The organism is Thiomicrorhabdus marina, from assembly GCF_017571465.1.
GTDB lineage: Bacteria > Pseudomonadota > Gammaproteobacteria > Thiomicrospirales > Thiomicrospiraceae > Thiomicrorhabdus > Thiomicrorhabdus marina.
This window is the reverse complement of the sequence record NZ_JAGETV010000003.1, coordinates 107,790-121,037: the sequence shown is the minus strand read 5'-3', so window position 1 is coordinate 121,037 and position 13,248 is coordinate 107,790. Positions and strand designations below refer to the sequence as shown.

At 45.0% G+C, this 13,248-nt stretch carries 15 protein-coding genes; 1 reads left to right on the top strand and 14 read right to left on the bottom strand.

Going from position 1 to position 13,248, the window contains the following annotated elements; genetic code table 11:
- Positions 1 to 5: 5 nt before the first annotated feature.
- From J3998_RS02915 to typA, 8 genes are all read right to left on the bottom strand, one after another.
- Complete coding sequence (locus J3998_RS02915) at positions 6 to 944, bottom strand: patatin-like phospholipase family protein (protein ID WP_208147656.1); 939 nt, start codon at positions 942 to 944, stop codon at positions 6 to 8.
- Positions 928 to 1,581, bottom strand: coding sequence for a hypothetical protein (locus J3998_RS02910; protein ID WP_208147645.1), 654 nt, complete (start codon positions 1,579 to 1,581; stop codon positions 928 to 930). The genes J3998_RS02915 and J3998_RS02910 overlap by 17 nt, the downstream gene beginning before the upstream one ends.
- Positions 1,582 to 1,584: 3 nt before the next feature.
- The gene (locus tag J3998_RS02905) at positions 1,585 to 2,205 is read right to left on the bottom strand and encodes an ABC transporter permease family protein (protein ID WP_208147643.1); all 621 of its coding nucleotides are present in this window, start codon (positions 2,203 to 2,205) and stop codon (positions 1,585 to 1,587) included.
- A 54-nt stretch (positions 2,206 to 2,259) separates the two neighbouring features.
- Complete coding sequence (locus J3998_RS02900; RefSeq protein WP_208147641.1) at positions 2,260 to 2,601, bottom strand: Hpt domain-containing protein; 342 nt, start codon at positions 2,599 to 2,601, stop codon at positions 2,260 to 2,262.
- Positions 2,602 to 2,625: 24 nt separating this feature from the next.
- Positions 2,626 to 4,731 (bottom strand): EAL domain-containing response regulator, encoded by a 2,106-nt coding sequence (locus J3998_RS02895; protein ID WP_208147639.1) that lies wholly within the window; start codon positions 4,729 to 4,731, stop codon positions 2,626 to 2,628.
- A gap of 178 nt (positions 4,732 to 4,909) precedes the next feature.
- Positions 4,910 to 5,347 carry a D-aminoacyl-tRNA deacylase gene (gene dtd, locus J3998_RS02890; protein ID WP_208147637.1) on the bottom strand — a complete coding sequence of 146 codons (438 nt, stop codon included), beginning with the start codon at positions 5,345 to 5,347 and terminating at the stop codon, positions 4,910 to 4,912.
- On the bottom strand, positions 5,344 to 6,306 hold the full coding sequence (pip, locus tag J3998_RS02885) for a prolyl aminopeptidase (RefSeq protein ID WP_208147626.1): 963 nt from the start codon (positions 6,304 to 6,306) through the stop codon (positions 5,344 to 5,346). The genes dtd and pip overlap by 4 nt, the downstream gene beginning before the upstream one ends.
- A gap of 135 nt (positions 6,307 to 6,441) precedes the next feature.
- Entirely contained in the window at positions 6,442 to 8,268 is a 1,827-nt protein-coding gene (gene typA, locus J3998_RS02880) for a translational GTPase TypA (RefSeq protein WP_208147624.1), read from the bottom strand.
- Between the two features lie 211 nt (positions 8,269 to 8,479).
- On the opposite strand from typA, the gene J3998_RS02875 reads away from it, so the two are divergent.
- On the top strand, positions 8,480 to 8,692 hold the full coding sequence (locus J3998_RS02875) for a hypothetical protein (protein ID WP_208147615.1): 213 nt from the start codon (positions 8,480 to 8,482) through the stop codon (positions 8,690 to 8,692).
- A gap of 55 nt (positions 8,693 to 8,747) precedes the next feature.
- Here the strand turns inward: J3998_RS02875 and J3998_RS02870 are convergent, their stop codons facing one another.
- The 6 genes from J3998_RS02870 to J3998_RS02845 all read right to left on the bottom strand — a co-directional run bounded on the left by J3998_RS02870 (position 8,748) and on the right by J3998_RS02845 (position 13,168).
- Positions 8,748 to 9,263, bottom strand: a complete 516-nt coding sequence (locus J3998_RS02870; RefSeq protein WP_208147613.1) for a YeeE/YedE thiosulfate transporter family protein — start codon at positions 9,261 to 9,263, stop codon at positions 8,748 to 8,750.
- A gap of 14 nt (positions 9,264 to 9,277) precedes the next feature.
- Positions 9,278 to 9,766, bottom strand: coding sequence for a YeeE/YedE family protein (locus J3998_RS02865; protein ID WP_208147611.1), 489 nt, complete (start codon positions 9,764 to 9,766; stop codon positions 9,278 to 9,280).
- A gap of 255 nt (positions 9,767 to 10,021) precedes the next feature.
- Entirely contained in the window at positions 10,022 to 11,239 is a 1,218-nt protein-coding gene (locus J3998_RS02860) for a TsoY family (seleno)protein (protein WP_208147609.1), read from the bottom strand.
- A gap of 243 nt (positions 11,240 to 11,482) precedes the next feature.
- A complete protein-coding gene (locus J3998_RS02855) occupies positions 11,483 to 11,959 on the bottom strand; it encodes a hypothetical protein (RefSeq protein WP_208147607.1) in 477 nt (158 codons plus the stop codon).
- Between the two features lie 17 nt (positions 11,960 to 11,976).
- Positions 11,977 to 12,657, bottom strand: coding sequence for a ribonuclease T2 family protein (locus J3998_RS02850; protein WP_208147605.1), 681 nt, complete (start codon positions 12,655 to 12,657; stop codon positions 11,977 to 11,979).
- Complete coding sequence (locus J3998_RS02845) at positions 12,644 to 13,168, bottom strand: TIGR00645 family protein (protein WP_208147594.1); 525 nt, start codon at positions 13,166 to 13,168, stop codon at positions 12,644 to 12,646. Before J3998_RS02845 ends, J3998_RS02850 begins: the two co-directional genes overlap by 14 nt.
- Positions 13,169 to 13,248 lie beyond the last annotated feature (80 nt).

Below are 13,248 nucleotides of genomic sequence, written 5' to 3'. Positions count from 1 at the left end.
AATCTTTAACGGTCAGTCGATTCCAAATAACTTAGTTGCTCGTCTAACGCTTTCTTGGCCCAGTAAGTGCCAGCTGGGATAAGTTCCTTTCCACGATGAAAATCGTGCGATTCACAAATATTACTTGGTATTTCAATCAAAATATCCGGTGGGTTACCGGCGATTTGATAGCGCGCCAAAGTATCCTGCATGGTGTCGAACATGCCCATGAGAATATCGGTCAGGGATAAATCGGTTTTGGTGCGTTGTTCGCTTTCGGTATGCTCCGACTGAAAGAATTCCTGCAAGGTATCGATAAAGCGCGTTACAGCTGATTTTTGTTGTGTTAGCGAACCATCGGAATGGCCTGCTATCGTTTCGATTTGGCCTAAAGGCTTTTTAATTGGCCGGCCGGATAAACTGACAGCGATAGAAATTTGTTTGTTGAGCAGTGATTGCGGTGGAATAGGTAATGGATTAAGAATGCCGCCGTCCACTAGGACCATGTCGTTTTTAACCAGCGGAGTGAATATTCCGGGGACAGAAATTGAAGCGCGAATAGCATCAATCAAATCACCTTGGTGAATCCAGATTTCTTTTTGACTAAGGATGTCGGTGGATACTGCTGTGAAGGGAATGGATAGATTCTCAATTTGTATGTCGCCAATCCATTCACGCAGTTGATCCATAATTTTGTCGCCTTTTACTAAACCGTTTTTACCGGTCAGGGATAGATCCAAAAAGCGCAAAACATCAAAACGGTTGATACTTTTAATCCAGTTTTCATACTCGTTCAATTTACCGGCAGCGTAAATTCCACCAATCAAGGCTCCCATTGAACACCCGGTAATCTGGGTGATATTGAAGCCTTGGTTCTCAAGATGGCGGATTACTCCGATATGCGCTAGGCCTCGTGCACCGCCTGAACCTAAAATGAGATGGATATTTTTACTTTGATTGTCCATTGGTGTACTGCAAGGCTTCCGGCCCTTCTGGGTCAATAATCATTTCTAACCCAAGCTTATCAAAGAACCAGTGTTGTAGTCCATCAGACTGCTTTTCTCTGCGATCTGGCTCACCGAAACGCATTTTGATGGCGCGCTCGGTTAGATGCTTACGCGGCAATAAAGTGATGCTAGAAACTGGCATATTCATGAACTCGACTTTATCTTGGTTATAAAGTTCGATTTCTCGGCCACCTGTGCTACTCATGACAATTTTCTTACCGTTATCGAAGGCTTGTTGCATTCTTTCTTGCGGTACGATGATACGCATCGCCAGTGCTGCTTTGATCGAGCCGATATACATGACCGGAAAATAGGCTTCAACGCTCTTATCGCTTTCGTTCAACGCTGAGAACATCTTGATTTCCACGTCTTTGCCGTACAGTTTGACTGCGTCATTAACGGTGGATTGACCGACGATAAGCCCAAGGGTATGTAGATTACCGTCTTCAGAGAATTTAGCGTTCCAGGGTAGGTGTGATTCATCGGTTGCTTCACGTTGCGGCTGAATCAGCAGCATTAGCGCAAATATGACTAAAGAGCCAATCAGCACCAACCAGAACATCGGCAGCGGACGTTTTTTATTATTGCTTGCCATCGACTATTTCTCTTGCTCTTGCTTGCTTTCGTCCATCTGTTTGACGCCTTTATGGTGAGGCTCGTCACTGCCTTCGCCAAGCTCAGCGTTAGCCCCTGCATGACGTGGCGCGTATTTTTCGATTTTCGGGTCAATGATGCCTTTACCGGCGTCATATACTGAAATACCGGTTTGCATAAAGGTAATCAATACAGCGACGAAAATCACTACTGCTGCAAATCGGATGGTGATAATTTCGCCAAGTTGAGTCTGTTCGCCGTCGGTTGAGAAGTTGTTCATGCTGAAACCGCCAGGGAACAGCATGTCGAATAGCAGATAAAGTGCGACCATGCCTAAAGCGATGCCATAACTAATTAATAGTATGCGTCCGCGACGCCAAGCTAGGGTCCAGTGTGCTTTGACAAACCAGCTACAGGTCGCTTCATTACAAATTTTGCGAGCGCGAGAATACAGATAAGCGATGACCAGTGAAGAAATAAGCGGCACCAATAGCAAGGCAACCGTATCACCGATTTCCAGAACAATCATGGAAATAAATAGGTGGGTGATGATGATATTGATATTAAAGATATGGTGCGGCGTCTTCGCTGCGTGCGTTTCACGGTCTGTTACTCGGTAATGCATGACAAATTCTCGACATTTATTTGAAAATCAGACGCTTATTTTGCCGCAAATGACTCAAAAACTCTGCAAAAATTCGCGTAAAAACTTGAAGACTGCTTGAGATTCATTTTCGATATTGGCATACATGTCGTTAAATTCAGGTGCAACCACGCCATCTTTGGCTTTCGTTTCTAACTCGGCGCAGAGACTTGGCAGGTGAATGGCGCCGATATTGGCGGCGCTGCCTTTCAGGGTATGGCTATGTAGCTGTACGCCGGCGGCGTCTTCAATTTCTATGGACAGCTTAATCTGACCGAGGATTTCAGGACTGGTGGTTAAAAAGGCTTCGATGACTTCTTTTAGGTCTTCGCCTATCACCTCTTTAAGCATGTTGAGATTTTCTTGATCGACCGGCATGGAGCTACCTCTGGAAATAAATTTTTATTGTCTGGTTGAGTTTTCGGCAACTGAGTTAGTCGCTGCAGATTTTTTAGGCTGTTCTCGCAACCATTGCTCAAACTCTCTTGCAGGCATCGGTTTACCGAATTTAAAGCCTTGGAGAATGTCACAATGTCTCGCTTGAAGATAATCAATTTGTTCGGTTAATTCAATGCCTTCGGCAATGACTTCTAAATCTAGACTCTTTGCCATAGCAATAATGGTATTGGCAATCGCTTGGCCGGCTTGAGTATTTAGGTTTTGTACAAAGCAGCGGTCAATTTTGATGGTGTCTATCGGAAAACTATGTAGATAAGCGAGAGAGGAGTAACCGGTTCCGAAGTCGTCAATCGAAATCGAGACGCCCATTGCTTTCAGTCCATTTAAAATGTGTGCTGTGCTTTCGGCATCACTCATTGCTAAGCTCTCGGTAATTTCTAAGTCGATCAATTCGCTTGGTAAATCGTTACTCGACAAAAGTTCTTGAACTTCTTTCATTAAATTACTTTGGGTAAATTGGCGACTAGATAAGTTGATTCCAATCCGTAAGTTATGTCCTTGTTGATACCATTGATATGTCTGTTTGACGGCTTCTCTCATCACAAAATTGCCGATTTCGGTAATCAGCCCCGTGCTTTCCGCGAGCGGAATAAAGGTTGCCGGCGAGACCAGTCCGAATTTTGGATGATTCCAGCGCACCAGTGCTTCCGCGCCAATTGGTTGTAGGGTTTGGGCATCGACTTGCGGTTGGTAGTAGACCTCGATTTGCTGAAGCTTCAAAGCATTGCGCAATTCGTTTTCCATCCGCATGCTTTCTTGCGCGACTTGGTTCATCTCGCTGCTGAAGAACAGGAATTGATTACCGCCCTCGGTTTTCGCCTTGGCACGGGCGATATTGGCATTATTCAATAGCGAGTCGGCATCTTTTCCATCTTCTGGAAAAGCGGCAACACCGGCGCTGATGCTTAGGAATAACTCTTGTTTGTTGATGACAAAAGCGGTTTTTAAACTTTCCTGTAAACGGTTTACCAGATGATTGAGTTCATTTAGGGTGGTCAAGTTGACAACGACAATACTAAACTCATCGCTACCAATACGAGCTACATAATCACCGTCACGAGTAATGCGATTGAGTCGTTGAGCAATGGCTGTTAACAGTTCATCACCGAAGTCCTGACCAAAATGGGTGTTGATCTGTTTAAAACGGTCAATGTCGAACACAATCACAGCGCATAGCCGTTTTGGGTATTCTTGAAGTTGCGTTTTAAGCGTTTTGATGAAGTGGTTGCGATTGGGGAGTGAAGTAAGTGAATCGTGGGTGTTTTGATATTCGATTTGGCTTTCTGCTCGGTGTAGGCGGCTAATGTCCTGAGCCGAACCGGTAATTTTAATCAGCTCGCCATTCTGAGCAAATTCGACTTCGCCAAGACATTCGATATGTTTAATTGAGCCATCATGCGAAACGACCCTGAAACTGACCTGTATTTTCGTTTGCCCTTGGTTTGCTTCCAAGATCGCTTGTTGCAAAATAGGGCGATCTTTTTCAATGACGTTGCTTAGAAATTGCTTGAGTGAGGTTTTTTCCGTCATCGGCACGTCGAAAATATTGAAAACGGCGGTTGAGCCGATGACTTGGTCTTTAGCTATGTCCCATTCCCAATAGCCCAATTTGGCGAGTTTTTGGGCAAAATCAAGCTCTGCTTGGCGCATCCGTAATTTATCTTCGATTTGCGCAGTCCGCAGTGCGTATTTGACGCGCTGAACAAAAATGCCCCAGTTGATTGGTTTAGTAATGAAATCGGTTGCACCGGCATGAAAGGCATCATCAATCGAATCAATGTCATCTAATGCGGTGAGCATTAAAATTGGAACGGCGCGCTTATGCTCGTATTCGCGAATGGCTCGGGTAGAATCAAAACCATCCATCACTGGCATCATCACGTCCATTAATACGAGATGAGGATGGTGCTCCATATAAGCCCCTAATCCTTCTCGACCGTTATGAGCTTCGATTACCTCGTAACCGGAACGTACCAATACTTTGACTAAGGTCAAACGGGTAACCGCATCATCTTCAATAATCAGGATTTTGCTAGGGGAGTCTGGCATTACCGTTCCTGTGGAGAGGAGTCATAAGAGTGTTTATGGTTTTAATTATCAGTGTAAACACCCTTTAGAGAAATGCAATGTAAGCATAAAGACTTAGGAGAATAAAATAGCTTGGTCGTGATGCAAGTCATTTTTTGACTGTCTTATTTAAGAGAGCCTATACAAAATAAGAGCATTTTCAATTTTGTAACCAGAAGGTCACTGGCCCGTCATTACATAAGCTGACTTGCATATCGGCTCCGAACTCACCGGTTTGCACTTGTGGGTATTTATGTTTAACGACGTCGATAAACTCATCAAACCAAAGGGTTGCTTGAGCCGGTGCAGCACTACTGGAAAAACTCGGGCGTAAGCCGCTTTTGGTATTTGCCGCCAGTGTGAATTGCGGCACTAATAATACGCCGCCATTGATCTGTTGGACATTTAGGTTCATTTTGCCATCGTCATCGGCAAACACTCGGTAGTTAAGAAGCTTATGCGCCATTTTTTCCAATTTTTCGCTGTTGTCGTGCGGTTCAAAGCCAACCAGCACCACTAAACCTTGCTGGATTTCACCGATGCAGGCGCCGTCGACTTCTACCTTGCCGTATTTAGCGCGTTGTAACAGGCAGATCATGAAGCTTCCAGCATTTTGATAAAGGCATCGGTGGTCGCCACTAATTGGCGAGTAATTTCCGCCTCCATCGCGCTATGACCGGCATGGTTGCAAATCACCACATCGGCTTGCGGTAAGCGTTCAGCCAGCTCGAAGGCTTGATTGACCGGGCAGACCATATCGTAGCGGCCATGCACAATAGTGATTGGAAGATGTTCGATGCTTTGACAATTTTCAAGAATCTGATTATCTTCGATAAAGGCTTGGTGCTTGAAGTAGTGGCATTCAATTCGAGCCATCGCTAAAGCATGAAAAGGATCGCCGAAGTGGTTGACGGTATCGTCATCGGTTTGCAGGGTGCAGGTTCTGCCTTCCCAGACAGACCAAGCTTCTGCGGCACGCATGCGTGCTACTTCGTCGGAACTGGTTAGAGTTTCATAGTAAGCGTCGACCATTTGATGACGTTTTTCAGGTGCAATCGGTGCGATAAAGTCTTGCCAATATTCCGGGAAGAAGCGGTCGGCACCCTGTTGATAGAACCAGTTTACGTCTTCGTCTCGGCATAAAAAAATGCCGCGTAGAATCAGACCAAGCACGCGTTCCGGATAGCTTTGTGCATACAGTAACGACAGCGTTGAGCCCCAGGAACCGCCGAAAAGAACCCATTTATCAATTTTTAAATGGCGGCGAATTTTTTCGATATCTTCGATAAGGTGTGCGGTGGTGTTATTGGTTAGACAAGCGTGCGGACGAGATTGGCCGCAGCCGCGTTGGTCGAAAAGCACAATACGATAAGCTTGCGGATTAAAGAACTGTCGATGAATCGGGCTATAGCCGCCGCCCGGGCCGCCATGCACAAACAGTACCGGAATGCCATGCGGATTACCGCACTCTTCGACATGCAACGAATGGGTGCTGTCGACCTGCAAACTATGCTGCACGTAGGGTTCGATAGCTGGATAAAGATTCTGATTAAACACGCTTGATCACTCCTGTACTTGTCTGAAAGTTTACCCTAAAAGCCGGACAATAAAAAACCGCGAATGGCAATTACCAGACGCGGTTTTTTTGTACGATTCGACTAAGTCTATGACTTAGCTGAATTTTAAGATGATTTATGCATCCTTAGAAGCACGGCTCGCACGTTTACGTTCGTTTTCCGTTAGGTACTTCTTACGAATACGGATGCTTTCCGGCGTTACTTCCACTAGCTCGTCATCATCAATGAATTCTAGTGCTTGTTCTAGCGAGAAGCGAACCGGTGGAACCAGTGTTAGCGCTTCATCAGTACCAGAAGCACGAACGTTAGTTAACTGCTTGCCTTTCAGGGCGTTAACAGTCAGGTCATTCGCTCGGCTGTGTAGGCCGATGATCATCCCTTCATAAACCTCTTCACCGTGACCAATGTATAGGCGACCACGATCCTGTAGGTTATAAAGCGCGTAAGAAAGTGCCTTACCTTTATCGTTCGAGATAAGTACACCGTTGTTACGCTCGCCAACCGAACCAGCGAACTTAGGTCCGTAGTGTGAGAAGCTTGAGAAGATCAGACCGTTACCTTGAGTCGCTGTCATGAATTCAGTACGGAAACCAATCAAACCACGTGATGGGATGATGAAGTCAACACGTACACGACCGTGACCGTCTGGAACCATGTCTTGCATTTCCGCTTTACGTAGACCTAGTTTCTCCATGATGGTACCTTGAGATTCTTCAGGTACATCAACGGTTAGGTTTTCGTAAGGCTCTTGGATCTCACCGTCGATTTCACGGAAGATTACTTCCGGACGAGAGATACCCATTTCGAAACCTTCGCGACGCATGGTTTCGATTAGGACTGAAAGGTGAAGTTCACCACGACCGGAAACACGGAACTTGTTCGCGTCTTCAGTGTCTTCAACACGAAGAGCAACGTTGGTTAGTAGTTCTTTGTCCAGACGCTCGCGGATTTGGCGAGAAGTCAGTAGCTTACCTTCTTGACCAACGAACGGAGAGTCGTTAACTTGGAAGGTCATGCTTACGGTCGGCTCGTCAACCGTTAGCGCAACTAGCGCTTCAACATTGTCCGGATCACAGATAGTATCTGAGATGTTCAGCGGATCGAAACCAGAGAAGGCGATGATGTCACCGGCATGTGCTTCATCAACGTTGATGCGCTCAAGACCGTGGTAACCGAAGATTTCACCAAATTTACCTTTACGAGTATTGCCTTGTGCGTCGATGATGCTAACTTGCATACCTACTTTGGCGATACCGCGCTTGATACGACCAGTCCCGATAACCCCTTTATAAGTATCGTAGTCTAGCGAGATACACTGCAACTGGAATGGCGCTTCGATATCAACATCCGGTGCAGGTACTTTATCGATAATGGTTTCGAAAACCGCTTGCATGTCACCGTCACGAACATCTTCTTCGTAACCGGCAAAACCGTTTAGACCAGATGCATAAAGAACGTTGAAGTCCATCTGCTCGTCAGTCGCACCAAGACGGTCGAATAGGTCGAACGTTTGGTCAAGTACCCAATCAGGACGCGCACCAGGGCGGTCGATTTTGTTGATAACAACGATTGGCTTAAGCCCTTGTTGCAGCGCTTTTTCAGTTACGAAACGGGTTTGCGGCATAGGCCCTTCAACCGAGTCAACCAATAGTAGTACTGAGTCAACCATCGATAGGATACGTTCTACTTCACCACCGAAATCCGCGTGTCCCGGAGTGTCCACGATATTGATGCGGTAGTCGTTCCAGTTGATTGCCGTGTTTTTCGACAGGATGGTAATACCACGTTCTTTTTCCAGATCGTTCGAGTCCATGACACGCTCGCCAGTATCTTTGCGCTCATCAAGTGTGCCTGACTGTCTTAAAAGTTGGTCAACCAAGGTGGTTTTACCGTGGTCAACGTGGGCAATAATGGCGATATTGCGAATGTTCTGCGTTGTCATAAATTAGAATTCTCTATCTTCTGAAAAAGGTTTAGCGCCAACCGAAATAATGAGTGTTTTTCACCGATGCGGTTGCGGCTAAGAATTTGAAAAACAAGGTATTATAATGAAATTGTCTGAAATTTATAGCCACCACCGCGCTTTAATCGAAGCTTTTTTATTCAGCCATAGATATTTTTAAGTGTAATCGGTGCTTATCGAGGATGAGGTTATGGATATTGAACGCCTTGAAACCGCTTATAAACAGCACAATCAGCAAGTTAAGCCATTTGCGGTTGTCGACAACTGTATTCAATTAAACTTTTTACAAAACAATAAGTTAGGTTTTGGTGAAAAGCGTAAAAGGGTGCAAGGTTTGACACAAACTGCTTGCGGAATCTGGGTAGATGAAAACGAAGAAAAGGAACCTTGGCTTGAATTCTAGAAAACTCCAGAACTCGCCCCAAGGTTAATAGATGGCGAACTTTTAATTGTGTCGTTTATTGTTTAAAAGCGTCTTTATAGCTGCCATTATTGGCGATAAATGATTGCAAAATTCCGTAGGCAAGGGTGCCCAGCAATAACCCAATTAAACTGAAAACCGCGCCAATTTTGCCTTCTGCGACCATCGCCGGTATGGTTCCCGGGCAGGCTGCGGTCATTGCCCAGCCGACACCAAACAGGAATGCGCCGGCAATTAAACCTTGCTGGTACGGCTTTTTAACGAAATCGACTTCGTTACCGGTAGCGATGGCGCTGACATGAAATTTCTTCAGCATAAACACGCCGAGCATGGCGATGACAACGGCAGTGCCGATGACCTTCATTAACTGCATGTCTTCAAACAGAAACATCTTGGCGTGAAAATCGAAAGTGGTTGCGCCGGCACGACTCATTAAGAAACCGAACATAATCCCCATAATCACGCCTAAAATATTGATTCGATAGGCGTGCACGAAGTTCATTAAGGTCAGGCTAGCACTTTTAATCGGCGGTAATTGATGACTTTTTGGCATTTTAGTTCCTCCGATTACGTGTTGAATAACAATTGTGTGGTGATTAAAGCACTGGCAAAGAATACCGCGCCAGCCAATAGGCTTGGCGGGTTCAACATGGCACCGCCAACTAAAGCGTGACCGGTTGTACAAGCTCCTGCCAGACGGGCGCCGAAGCCCAATAGCATGCCGCCGAACATTAGCCAGATGGCTTTAGCGGCATCCGAACCCGGTAGAATTTGTTCATACATGCCCATATCAAAACTGACCTGCCACGCATTATCCGAAGTCAAAGCGGCAAGTAAGCCTCCGATAGGGATGCCGACCAAAAACCACAGTTTGATATTGCTTTTTTTCTCGTATTCGCCTTCATGGTAATAACGCACTTTCTTACATAGCATGCCGCATACATTGCCGTAACCGGTAGAACATCCTGCTGGTTTACCGATTAACCAAAAATGCAGAACCACGAAAAGACCTATCGCTATGCCGGCTATCCAACCCGACCAGACTGTTACGTCCATTGAATTTTCCTCTAAGGTTTTTATTATTTTAGATGGTATTTTTATGGGTTTTACTGCTAAGGTCAAAACAGGGTTTTTACTAGGGAAATAAACGGAGTTTATTTGGCATAAATCTTTTTTTAAGACGTTATGAATGGGTGCGAAAGTGTCACTGAAAAAGATCGGAGAAAAGAAGGCAAGATGATAGGAGGTAAAACGCAATGAGAAAAAGCCCGTTTACTCAAGATGGAGTAAGCGGACTTTGTTTTGTCAGGCTTAAGCGTTTGCTTGCTGCGGCGCGAACTTCAAAAAGTGGTTTAAGCGTAGTAGCTTAACGAAGTAATAGATGGTCACTAATTGAATCGCTATGATTGGTGTCCACAGTACATAGTAAACCGTGCTATCGAAAGCGATAAAGCCAGTGAAAACCATGCCCACGTTTAACCACATTACTAACTGCACTTCAAAAGCGAATCCTGGACAGATTAGAGCGAATGAAGAACCGTCCAGCTTGCCCTCTTTTAGAAGTTGGAAATACTTTTTACGACGCATGACGCTGATAGCAAATAGTGCAATGATCACTGAGAAGCCAATACCAATTGTGGTCACCAATAGGTGGTAGTTCGCATCACGAGTCGTGTCCAGAGCATGCATAGCGCCAATGTCGGCGCGGATTAGACCGACTACAATCATCGCGGTGATAACCATCGGCAACAGAAGTGTTACGCTGGTTGCCGGAGCAATGCCTTCTTGGAAGATCGATTTAAAGCCGATAATCAGTTTAATGAGACCTAACATAATGGTGAGAGTGATAACAATATACGCCATGCTCATGCCGAATAGAGCGATGGTTGGTATTTTGGACATACTTAGTGCGCCCAAGCTCACGCCAATCATCCCGAAAGCGAAAATAGCCAAAAGCTGAGCAAGGTTTGAATTTTGAACAAAGTCCAGATTGCCATCAACTAAACGCATCCAGTAAACCGAGAAAATTTTCAGTGCTAACACAAGCATTGCGCTGAAATAGACACCGGCTCCAACCATCATAAAGTCGATAAGTTGCGCTTCCATGCCCATTAAATTGATATGACTAAATAACCCTGGAATATACATAGCCCCGAGGATAAAGAACACATTCATACTCATGGTTAGGGTCAGTGGAATAGCCATTAGTTGTACTTCGGCATTGGAGTTTTTCAGGGTCTGGTAGGCTGCGGTTTTACGGAATAGATTAAAACCTTTAAACCAGCGTGCTAGCAGGACAAAATGCAGAATTGCCGAAAGTGTTGCTCCTAGCATGTAAAACTGTACTAGTAATTGGTGAGGGCTAGTGCCGCCAAGATAGTTGGCTACAAGTATATCCCAGCTGATAAATACATCACCTGGATGTGCTGTCATAAAGTTCACTACAAAGAAAAACGATGCAGTCATTCCGCCAGCGCCGAGTGCAGCAAGGATATGCAGCACTTGAAATTGGGGTTTGTTAGTCGTCATTGTAAAGTCTCCTTTTGATTACCGGTTGCACCAGAATTAGAATATTATTAAATTCTTATATTTATTGTTTGGTGAAATATACAGGCTTATATCCATAGATTCAATGAATCTATGGATTAGTTTTACTAATTATTTGTGAAGGAAATGTGAATTTTTTTCAGGCAAGGATGTGCAAAGTCAGAGCTGAAGGGGGTTTGGGCTAGGGTTGTGTAAAACAGTGTCAAAAGTGAAGTTTTTGATGGCTTAGTGGTTAAAAACAAGCTGTTGTTCAGTAAAGTCTTGCAAAAGTGCTATGGGGATAGCGGCAGCGAACGCCGGTATGCCGAGTTGTCTTAGATAGACGATGCGGTGTCGGCCTTGGCGAATTCGTAGTAAACCGTTAACGGTTGTTTCACAAAAACACACGGCAGGTACTTTTCCTGAACCGGAAGCGAGTTCAGTTTTCCAGCGCTTGATTTTTTGTTGATGCATGGCGATTTCCGCTACATAGTCAGAATTGCTCGCACAACATTCGGTAGGAAAATCGGATAGATCAGCAGGCACAAAATTACAACGGTCTTGTTGCCAGTATTGATCCCATTTTGCTAAATCGATCAATACAGTTTGGTAGCGAACATTTGGAAGATTATCGACTGAATCAATAAACTCAATCCATTGTGAATTTCTCTGTAAGCGCCATAGTGCTGTCGGGTTTTCGGATGGAGAAAGTTGCCAGTTCATCGTGTCTTTTTAAGCATTTATCGTCTTTGTTTCGGACAAGACATCACATTGAATTGCTTATTGAAACAGATGCCGAATTCATGTTTGGTTAGGTGCATCCATTTATCTTTCAATTGCGGGTGGTTTTTCTTCATCCATAGCATGGCTTTTTTTGCTTTAAACTCAACCGGCGGCATCTGGAAACGCTGATATAGTTCTTGCGTTTTGGCAAAGTAAGCCGTGGCACTTGGGAAGTCGCAAGCGCCGTGTTTTTCCCACTCGCCTTGCAGTAAACGCGTGCCCGGGCTCATGCACAGATAAGGCTTTATGGTTTGTAAATTCAACTTGGGTAGGTTGCCGCGACAAAAACGCGGATGGCCTTGGTTATCACCGCGGATATAAGCTGACTTAGATTCGCCCCATAAACCATGCACCACCCAGCCGAATTGGTTCGGCGATTGGCACTGGAATTTGACTTTATCAGTTTGACCTTTGCGTTCCATGTATTGACAGAATTTCTGTGAATTGGAAAAGGTCAGCAGAAAGAAATCGGTTGCAACATCGGCATTCTGGTAATCGATCTGATGATCGTAATCGAGGTTTAACCAGTGTTCGTCTATTGTGCATTTGGCATTGGCTTGAAAGGCGAATAAGCCGAAGACAAAAAGCAGTAAAGCTTGCGTGGCAAGCTTTCCGGTCGGACGATTAGTGCGTGTCATCTTTGCCTTTGCTCGGCGAGTGGCCTAGACGATCCATCAAGGCGTACATTACACCCGAGAACACGAAAGTGATATGCAGACCGATTAACCAAGCCAAGTGTTTATCGGTGTACTGATCGACATTCATAAAGGCTTTCAGCAGTTCGATACCGGAAATGGCGACAATTGAGCCGATAACTTTAATTTTCAGATCGGTAAAGCCGATATGTCCCATCCATTCCGGACGGTCTTCGTGGTTGGCTAAGTCCATTTTCGAGACAAAGTTCTCATAGCCACTGAAGATAATGATAATCAGCAGGTTCATAATCAAAGCTACGTCGACTAAAGTCAGCACACCGATAATGATATTACCGCTGGTCGCCTCGCCAAGGCTAAGGGCTAAATCCAGCAGCTCTTTGCCGAATTTAAACAGCAAAATAACCATAGCGATAACTAAACCAAAATAGACTGGCGCCATTAGCCAACGGCTAGCGAACAGCAAGCCTTCAAATAAATGTTCGACGCGTTTCATAGCTTCTCCAAAAATAAAATTTGCCGCTATTTTAGCGGATTTCCGGCGTGACTTGTTTGGAGCTTCCCTGAATTTCTTGT

What these genes read in the sequence shown, in the direction of transcription:
- J3998_RS02875 (WP_208147615.1), top strand. Translation starts at nt 8,480, where the DNA reads ATGGATATTGAACGCCTTGAAACCGCTTATAAACAGCACAATCAGCAA.
- J3998_RS02845 (WP_208147594.1), bottom strand. Translation starts at nt 13,168, where the DNA reads ATGAAACGCGTCGAACATTTATTTGAAGGCTTGCTGTTCGCTAGCCGT.
- dtd (WP_208147637.1), bottom strand. Translation starts at nt 5,347, where the DNA reads ATGATCTGCCTGTTACAACGCGCTAAATACGGCAAGGTAGAAGTCGAC.
- J3998_RS02895 (WP_208147639.1), bottom strand. Translation starts at nt 4,731, where the DNA reads ATGCCAGACTCCCCTAGCAAAATCCTGATTATTGAAGATGATGCGGTT.
- J3998_RS02865 (WP_208147611.1), bottom strand. Translation starts at nt 9,766, where the DNA reads ATGGACGTAACAGTCTGGTCGGGTTGGATAGCCGGCATAGCGATAGGT.
- J3998_RS02915 (WP_208147656.1), bottom strand. Translation starts at nt 944, where the DNA reads ATGGACAATCAAAGTAAAAATATCCATCTCATTTTAGGTTCAGGCGGT.
- J3998_RS02910 (WP_208147645.1), bottom strand. Translation starts at nt 1,581, where the DNA reads ATGGCAAGCAATAATAAAAAACGTCCGCTGCCGATGTTCTGGTTGGTG.
- J3998_RS02900 (WP_208147641.1), bottom strand. Translation starts at nt 2,601, where the DNA reads ATGCCGGTCGATCAAGAAAATCTCAACATGCTTAAAGAGGTGATAGGC.
- J3998_RS02905 (WP_208147643.1), bottom strand. Translation starts at nt 2,205, where the DNA reads ATGCATTACCGAGTAACAGACCGTGAAACGCACGCAGCGAAGACGCCG.
- J3998_RS02855 (WP_208147607.1), bottom strand. Translation starts at nt 11,959, where the DNA reads ATGAACTGGCAACTTTCTCCATCCGAAAACCCGACAGCACTATGGCGC.
- typA (WP_208147624.1), bottom strand. Translation starts at nt 8,268, where the DNA reads ATGACAACGCAGAACATTCGCAATATCGCCATTATTGCCCACGTTGAC.
- J3998_RS02850 (WP_208147605.1), bottom strand. Translation starts at nt 12,657, where the DNA reads ATGACACGCACTAATCGTCCGACCGGAAAGCTTGCCACGCAAGCTTTA.
- J3998_RS02860 (WP_208147609.1), bottom strand. Translation starts at nt 11,239, where the DNA reads ATGACGACTAACAAACCCCAATTTCAAGTGCTGCATATCCTTGCTGCA.
- J3998_RS02870 (WP_208147613.1), bottom strand. Translation starts at nt 9,263, where the DNA reads ATGCCAAAAAGTCATCAATTACCGCCGATTAAAAGTGCTAGCCTGACC.